A 7,424-nucleotide genomic window follows, 5' to 3' on the forward strand; every position below is an offset into this window, starting at 1 on the left:
CGCATCACGCAGGACGTGGACATGCTCACGGTGCGCGTGAACTACCGCTTCGGCAATTACGGCAGCCCGGTCGTCGCGAGGTACTGATCTCTCCAGGGTCTGACGTCTTCAGGGGGCCGGCAGTCATGTCGGCCCTCATTTTTTTGGTCTTATCGCGCAAGCCAGTCAGCGTCTGCCGGCGCGATCGACTGGACGCCGCGGTTGGTCGGAGTGCCAGGCCGCACCGCTTCGCGTGCGGCAGCGCGCGCGACGGGACGCGCTCCGAGGACGACGCTCGGTCTCACGACGCAATGCGCAGGATAGTCCACATATTGGCAATATACGACCGCGTTGGCGCTTTCGGGACTCCCGAAGACGAGCCCGGTCGTCATCAGTGCAGCGGCTAGTCCGATGGGTGACTTCATTTGCGCCTCCTCTGTTTGGAGCCGCAGTCGATGTCAGCGTCCTGCCTGCGAGTTGATCCAGATCGATGGAAATATCGCGCTCGCGTCGCCATTGCGCGGGTGTGCGCCACGGCGACAACAAGAGCGCGTGTGCTCGAGAGAATCCGAGGAAGACCTACCAGCCGGAATAGTAGCTCCGCCTCGCGTAGTAGCCGCCATAGCCGCCATAGCTTCCGTAGGCGCTGTAGGCACCGGGCGGACAATAATCATAGCCGTATCCTCCGCCGTAAGAGGAGTATCCGCCGCCGTATGAGGGATATGCACCATAGTAGCCGGAGCTTGCGATCGCGCCACCGACGACAGCGCCCGCGACCACTGCGCCGGCGCCCCAGCCACGGTAGCCCCGATATCCGTAACCCCTGTAGCCATATCCGACACCGCGATACCCCAAACCACGATAGCCCAATCCCGCTCCGCGGTAGCCTCCGCCCCATCCGCCGCGATAACCCCAGCCTCCGTAGCGCACTTTCACCACGTCGTTATCAAGCGTGGCTCTCATCGCGCCGACGTTGGTGGGCAAAGGCGCTGCTTGGCTTCCGGGTACAGAGATCATGGCGCTCGCGACAGTAAGACTTGCTGCAAATGCCCCTTTGATGAACCTCATAATGTCCTCCACCTGGTTGAAATCTCGAATGGCCGGCGAGGGAAAGGCCCCGTCGCGCCGGCGACATCACCGTGCACATGAATGTTGCGATCGATACAGTGTTTCAGGCCGAGCGTAAGCTGAACCCGTCCGGACCTCAACCGCAGGAGACCCGCGACGCTTGATCTGGATCAAGCCAGCTGAGCGAGAGCAGGAGCTAGTTCGCCTCAGCATGCGCGGCATGAGCTGAAGGCGAGTCCGTGAAAACACTCCGCCAGATATTCTCCGGAGACGAGATCATCCAGCTTCTCATCCGGCTGGGGTTGCTGGGGCTGTTGCTCATCTGGGCGCTCCTCCTGGTCCGCCCATTCGTGCCCATATTGGCCTGGAGTGTCGTGCTTGCCGCTGCGCTCAATCCGGTGTTTCGGCGCCTCAGTGACATTCTCGGTGGCCGACCGAAGCTTGCAGCGACGATCCTTACTCTCGTCAATCTTGCTGTTGTGATCGGACCCGCGACCTGGCTGGGCATGGGGGCGGTCGACGGGATCACCGATCTTGCCGCCCAGGTGACGGCTGGCGAACTACACGTGCCTGCGCCGCCGCAATCGCTCAAGGATTGGCCCGTCATCGGCCCTCAGCTCTTCCATCTCTGGGACCAAGCGACGACCAATCTTCGGTCGCTCTTGCGCGCGGTCGTGCCTTACCTGAAACCATTCGCGGCGACCTTGCTCGGATTCGCCGGCAATGCCGGGGTGGGAACCGTCAAGTTTCTGCTGTCGGTGGCGGTGGCCGGGGTGCTGTTTCCTTATGGACCTCAGCTCGTGGCTGCGGGGCGCAGCTTTCTTTCGCGCGTCGTGCCGGACCAGAGCGAGCACTTTCTCGACCTGGCAGGTGCCACGATCCGCGCGGTGGCCCAAGGCGTGATCGGCGTCGCCATCATCCAGGCCTTGCTGGCGGGTATCGGCTTCAAGCTGGCCGGCATCGCCAGCGCGGGGCTGCTGGCATTCGTGGTGTTGTTGCTGTCGATCGTGCAGATCGGCGGGGCCATCGTCATCCTGCCGGTCATCATCTGGATATGGACCGACAAGGAATTTCCGATCGCGCTCCTGCTGACGGTGTTTTTCGTGATCGTATCGGTTCTCGACAACATCCTGAAACCGCTCGTCATGGGCCGCGGCCTGACCACGCCAGCGCTCGTCATCCTGATCGGGGTGATCGGTGGAACTCTCTTCCATGGGATCATCGGCCTCTTCATCGGACCGATCATTCTGGCGGTGGTCTGGGAGCTGACGGTGGCCTGGATTCGGACCGAACGTGCTGTGCCGGTGAAGCTGGCGATCGAGCGTTGACCAATCAATTCGACCGAGCCTTTCAGGTAAGGCGACACGACAACGAAGTCGGAACGTGGTGGTGGGAATGTCTGGCCCGCTGGTGCTGTTGCTATGACCGCCGGTGTTGATGCAGGGCTTCGGCATGCTTCAACGAGTGCGACGTGAGTGCCATGGATACCATCCTTGTCATCGATGCCGGCTCTTCCCAGCTCAGGTTCCGGATCTATTCGGTCGAAGGAGAAGGAAGCCTACGGCAGCAGGTCAAGGGGCGGATCGACGGCATCGGGCGTTGCCCGCGACTACAAGCGAGCAGTGCCGGCGGCGATCCGCTTGCCAATCGCGCCTATCCGATCGAAGCAGTGCCGGATATTTCGGCCGCACTGAACATTGCAGGTGCCTGGATGCGGGATGAGCGTCATATCAGCCCCATTGCTGTCGGGCACCGCGTCGTCCACGGCGGTGCGGAGCATGACCGGCCGGTCCTGATTGATCAGGGGGTCCTGGCTCGTCTGGATGGACTGACGGCGTTCGCGCCGCTTCATCTGCCGCACAATCTCGCTCCAATACGTTTGATCCTGGCTGACTTTCCAACGCTTCCGCAGGTCGCCTGCTTCGAGACCGCATTTCATCGAACCCATGCTGCGGTGGTCGACCATTACGCGATCCCTCGTGGGCTTCATGCCGAGGGCGTACGGCGCTATGGATTTCATGGCCTCTCCTACGAATACATCGCGAAGACCTTGCTGAGGGTTGCGCCGGAAATCGCAATGGGACGCGTGATTGTCGCGCATCTCGGCAGCGGGGCATCAATGTGCGCGCTCCATGAAGGACGGAGCGTCGAGAGCACCATGGGCTTCACCGCGATTGACGGACTGCCGATGGAAGTGCGACCAGGGCAGATCGATGCGGGAGTTGTGCTTTATCTCATCTCGGAAAAGGGAATGGCAGCGTCCAGGGTGCAGGAGTTTCTCCACGGAGATTGCGGGCTGAACGGCCTCTCGGGCCTCAGCAGCGATATCCGTCAGCTCGAGGCAAGTGAAGATGTCAACGCGAAATTTGCGATCGACTACTTCATTCACTGGGTCGGCCTCAACGCCGGTATGCTCTCAGCCGCGTTGCAGGGGCTCGATGCGTTCGTCTTCACCGCCGGGATCGGCGAAAGCTCCGCGTCGATCCGTTTGCGCGTGGCCGAGCGGCTCGCATGGCTCGGTGTCAAGCTTGACGTGGCGCAGAATGCGCGGCAATCGCAGCTGATATCGTCTACCGCCAGCCGCATTCCGGTCTACGTCGTGCCGTCCGACGTGGATCTCATGATCGCGAGACACACGTTGGCGCTGCTGATGAACAGCAGCTCGACAGCATCAAAGGGGGCATCGTGATCGGTTCTCCTTGATCGGGGTTGCAGTCAAACGTTGTTTCGTGGTCGGCGCTTGCCGGATCATCGGACGACTTCTTCGATGTCCGCGCTAAGGAGTGCGCAATGGCGGTTCAATTCCTGCTCGGTACCTTGATCAGCGTGATCAACATCATGATTCACGCGCTAGTGACCGTTGCGGCCATCGACATCGCCCGTACCGCCGGATTGAAGCATACGGCGCGGCCCCGGTCGCACCTGATGGCCGTGATGGTCACCACCGCCGTCATTTTGATGGTCGCGCACACTGTCGAGGTTCTCATTTGGGCGCTCGCCTATGCGACAGTCGGCGCGGCACCTCCGGGAAGCGATCTGCTATATTTCACCTTCGTAAACTACACCACGCTCGGCTATGGGGACATCACGCCCGTGGCGGGCTGGCGGCTGACGGGACCCATGACAGCCATGAACGGCATCCTGATGTTTGGTTGGTCAACCGCGGTTCTTTTCGAGGTGCTGCGCAAGACGGTTGAACATCTCGCGGCCATTGCGGCGCCTAAGTCTAGTTCTGGAGATCGAGGCTAGCGAGCTTCAGCCTGTCCAGGAGCACGATCTGGCGCTGGGTGTTTCCGATGAAGCCGAGGATACCGAGCTCATGCAATCGCGATAGTGCGCGGGAGACGGTTTCCAGCGTTAATCCGAGATAATCGGCGATATCACGCCGCGACATCGGCAGCGCCATGATCCCGGCGGCCGTCAGCCGCTTGTCCATCTCGATCAGGAAGGCTGCGACCCGCTCCAGCGACGTCTTGCGGCCGAGCAGCAGCATATGGTCTTCCGCATGCTGAAGGTTGGTCGTGGTCATGCTCAGCAGGTTACGAGCGACCACGGGGTCGTCCTGCGCAACCAGCTCGAGACTTTGGCGCCTCACCAGGCGAACCGTGGTGTCGACGATCGCTTCCGTCGTGAACCTGTGCGCGCTGCCGTTTTCCAGCCCGAAGATGTCGCCCGCAAGATGAAATGCGCCGATCTGGCGTCGGCCGTCCGACAGCAGCTTGTAGCTCCGCACAGCGCCTTTCTTCACCTGATAGACGTACTCTGCGGGCTCCTTTTCGCCGTAGACTTCGGAGCCCTTTTTATAGGTAAACTCGTTTAGACTGATGATCGGATTTGAATCGGTGTTTAACCCTAGCTCGCGGAGCGAATGAAGCCGCGAGGAGGCGTCGGCAGCGGTGCGAACGAACATGGCCAACTCCCGAACTGATGGTGACGCGGTATTTCCATCGTCGGGAAGAAGGAGGCCGCCGAAAATCCGCTTCCCGCGAAGGTTGTTTAGGCCATAATTGGGGTTTTCAACCATTGTCTGTAGGTGCATTGTACCAAGGTACAGGGAGGCGCATGAGCTGGATCAAGATCCTGTCAGAGATTCTGTCGCACTATGCGGCAATTGGTCAGCGGCGGATGTTCCGTTTTGCATTGTGCCATTCCGGCAAGGCTGCTTTCTTGGGGGCACTGACAGCGCGGCAGCTGCCCTTGAGTTGCTTTGTCGGACCCGCGCGATAACTTGGACTTTCCACGTTTCAAGAAATTGTCGAGGGAAACATTGTCCGGCTTCGTATACGTCGTAGACGACGACGCATCCTTTCGGGTGGCGATCCAGCGTCGGCTCAAACTGGCCGGATATGAAGTTGTGACCTACGCGTCCGCGCAGCAGCTACTGGATGATCCGCCAGGGTCCGAACATCCGGGATGTATCTTGCTTGACGTGCAGCTTCCGGGCCTAAGCGGGCCGGAGTTGCAAAGCTCGCTCGTCCAACGCCATTCGCCGCTGCCGATCGTCTTCCTGACCGGACATGCCGATACGGCGACGACGGTCCGTGCAATCAAGGCCGGCGCGGAGGATGTTCTTACCAAACCGGTATCGTCTGAGCAGTTGATCGATGCGATCGAGCGGGCGATGGCTCAACATGAGGTGGTGCGCGGTCAGCGGAGCAAGCTCGATTCGCTTCGTTCTCGCTTGACGTCTCTATCCCGGCGCGAACGACAGGTGTTCGACCTGATCGTGCGCGGTAAAATCAACAAGCAGATCGCCCACGAGCTCGGAACGACCGAACGCACGGTGAAGGCGCACCGCCACCAAGTGATGACAAAGATGCAGGTACCGTCGTTTGCCGAACTGGTGTCAGCTGCCGAGCGGCTCGGCCTTCTCGATTCGGCAAAGGTGTGATGCAGGCCGCTTTTCGTGCGCCGCGTCAGATCTGTGATCAGACCTGTACGATGGGACAATATGAAATGTTATTGACATAATTCGACCCCGACTGCCTACATACCGACATCGCCAGCCGTCGGATTAGCGCAGGAACCTTTGCCGCGTAGCGTCGTTGCGACGCGAGTGCCAGGTTTCGAATGAGAAAGACGGGCCCATTGTTTGCACGTAAGCCGATTTACGTCGTGGATGATGATTTATCGATGCGCCGAAGCTTGGAGCGGCTGCTTCGAAAGCATGGCTTTGACGCGGTTGCTTTTGATTCCGCCGCTGCGCTGCTCCGTTATGGCTGCATCGAAGAGGCGTGCTGCATCGTTCTGGATATCAATCTGAACGGAGAGTCGGGTATCTCACTCCGCCGCAGGCTCGCTAGCGAGGGTGCCACCACCCCCATCATCTACATTACCGGCAACGACTGCCAGGCGAATCAAGTGGCCGCGATTCAGTCCGGGTGCGCCGCCTATCTGGCCAAGCCCTTCGCAGCAAGCGCACTCATCGATTCCATCGAACGCGCCTGCGCCGATCATGGCTGACCCGGCCGTTGCTCACTCCTCGATGTCTTGCTCCAGCGTCTGAGCGGGCGCGCCGTTGTGAGCGGAGGCGAATTGTGCCAGCGGCAACGATGTCGTCAGAGACAGAAGGTTGGAATCGGTGACCTCGAGCACCAGAGCCTTGCCGGCCTCCATGTCCTCGATGAACCTGGAATCGGTTGCGTCGGCTGCGATACAGGCATTGTTCAGGCACCAGGTGTAGGGCAACGACCGCGAATACCCTTGATCGACGGTCAGCTTGGCAGGCCGCTGCAGATACATCCCGACGGGGACAAACACTTGCAGCCGGGCAGTGCGGTCGCCGTCGCGTTCGATCAGGTCCACGCGCACCGCCATCTGGCCCGTTGCAAATTTGCCGGTGATCGAGGTCCGGCACAGCATCGGTGCACCGCCCGGCTTGACGCAAAGCTTCCGCCAGTCGTCATAGGTGATGTCCTTGGCGTCGCGCTGCCCGCGAGACGCGATTTCGGCGGGCCTTGCCTCGCGCGCATGCTCCTGCGCTGCCGCGTTCTGGAATGAAGCGGGTGCGGCGATAGCCGTTGTAAACAAAAGCAACAGATGGGCTCGCGTAGGCTTACGCCGCGGTTTGAGAGCTGGGTTGATCATGTTGCGCCTCCAGGCGTCGGCGTCTGCGGCTAATTTTGCGGGTCGACGAACTGTTCGACCAGTGGTGACCACGTCGCGATGCCGCCGCCAGGTAGGTCACTGTTGAAGCATGCCGCAGAGTCACGCGGGCCTCCTTCAACCGGCGAAAGTGCTGGCCACGATGATCGGTCCAAGCACGGTCAGCACAACATTGCCGACAGCGTAAGGCACGGCGACCCCGAGCACGGGCGTCTGGCTTTCTGCAACTTCGCAGGCCCCGGTAACGGCGGCGTCGACGGTCATGGCGCCGG

The 7,424-nt window shown here is 60.7% G+C and carries 9 protein-coding genes; 5 read left to right on the forward strand and 4 right to left on the reverse strand.

The genetic code is table 11. The features are described from left to right. Positions 1-558: 558 nt before the first annotated feature. The gene (locus C7G41_RS36380; RefSeq protein ID WP_306768097.1) at positions 559-942 is read right to left on the reverse strand and encodes a hypothetical protein; all 384 of its coding nucleotides are present in this window, start codon (positions 940-942) and stop codon (positions 559-561) included. Positions 943-1,286: 344 nt separating this feature from the next. On the opposite strand from C7G41_RS36380, the gene C7G41_RS36385 reads away from it, so the two are divergent. The 3 genes from C7G41_RS36385 (at position 1,287) to C7G41_RS36395 (ending at position 4,296) form a co-directional block, all read left to right on the forward strand. Next, the gene (locus C7G41_RS36385) at positions 1,287-2,375 is read left to right on the forward strand and encodes an AI-2E family transporter (RefSeq protein WP_106947017.1); all 1,089 of its coding nucleotides are present in this window, start codon (positions 1,287-1,289) and stop codon (positions 2,373-2,375) included. 152 nt (positions 2,376-2,527) lie between these two features. Further along, complete coding sequence (locus C7G41_RS36390) at positions 2,528-3,736, forward strand: acetate/propionate family kinase (protein ID WP_106947018.1); 1,209 nt, start codon at positions 2,528-2,530, stop codon at positions 3,734-3,736. Between the two features lie 101 nt (positions 3,737-3,837). Next, entirely contained in the window at positions 3,838-4,296 is a 459-nt protein-coding gene (locus C7G41_RS36395) for a potassium channel family protein (RefSeq protein WP_106947023.1), read from the forward strand. On the opposite strand, the gene C7G41_RS36400 is transcribed toward C7G41_RS36395, so the two are convergent. Next, entirely contained in the window at positions 4,274-4,957 is a 684-nt protein-coding gene (locus C7G41_RS36400) for a helix-turn-helix domain-containing protein (RefSeq protein ID WP_106947019.1), read from the reverse strand. The two genes, C7G41_RS36395 and C7G41_RS36400, sit on opposite strands and share 23 nt — an antisense overlap. Before the next feature lie 357 nt (positions 4,958-5,314). On the opposite strand from C7G41_RS36400, the gene C7G41_RS36405 reads away from it, so the two are divergent. Together C7G41_RS36405 and C7G41_RS36410 are read left to right on the forward strand one after the other, a co-directional pair. Further along, positions 5,315-5,938, forward strand: a complete 624-nt coding sequence (locus tag C7G41_RS36405) for a response regulator transcription factor (protein WP_106947020.1) — start codon at positions 5,315-5,317, stop codon at positions 5,936-5,938. Between the two features lie 197 nt (positions 5,939-6,135). Next, positions 6,136-6,510, forward strand: coding sequence for a response regulator (locus C7G41_RS36410; RefSeq protein ID WP_106947021.1), 375 nt, complete (start codon positions 6,136-6,138; stop codon positions 6,508-6,510). A gap of 12 nt (positions 6,511-6,522) precedes the next feature. Here the strand turns inward: C7G41_RS36410 and C7G41_RS36415 are convergent, their stop codons facing one another. Both C7G41_RS36415 and C7G41_RS36420 read right to left on the reverse strand, forming a co-directional pair. Continuing rightward, complete coding sequence (locus C7G41_RS36415; RefSeq protein WP_106947022.1) at positions 6,523-7,134, reverse strand: invasion associated locus B family protein; 612 nt, start codon at positions 7,132-7,134, stop codon at positions 6,523-6,525. Positions 7,135-7,269: 135 nt separating this feature from the next. Further along, positions 7,270-7,424: hypothetical protein (locus C7G41_RS36420; protein ID WP_146159892.1), on the reverse strand; the 155-nt coding region annotated here is incomplete at its 5' end.

The organism is Bradyrhizobium sp. MOS002 (assembly GCF_003020115.1).
In the GTDB taxonomy this organism is placed as follows: Bacteria; Pseudomonadota; Alphaproteobacteria; order Rhizobiales; family Xanthobacteraceae; genus Bradyrhizobium.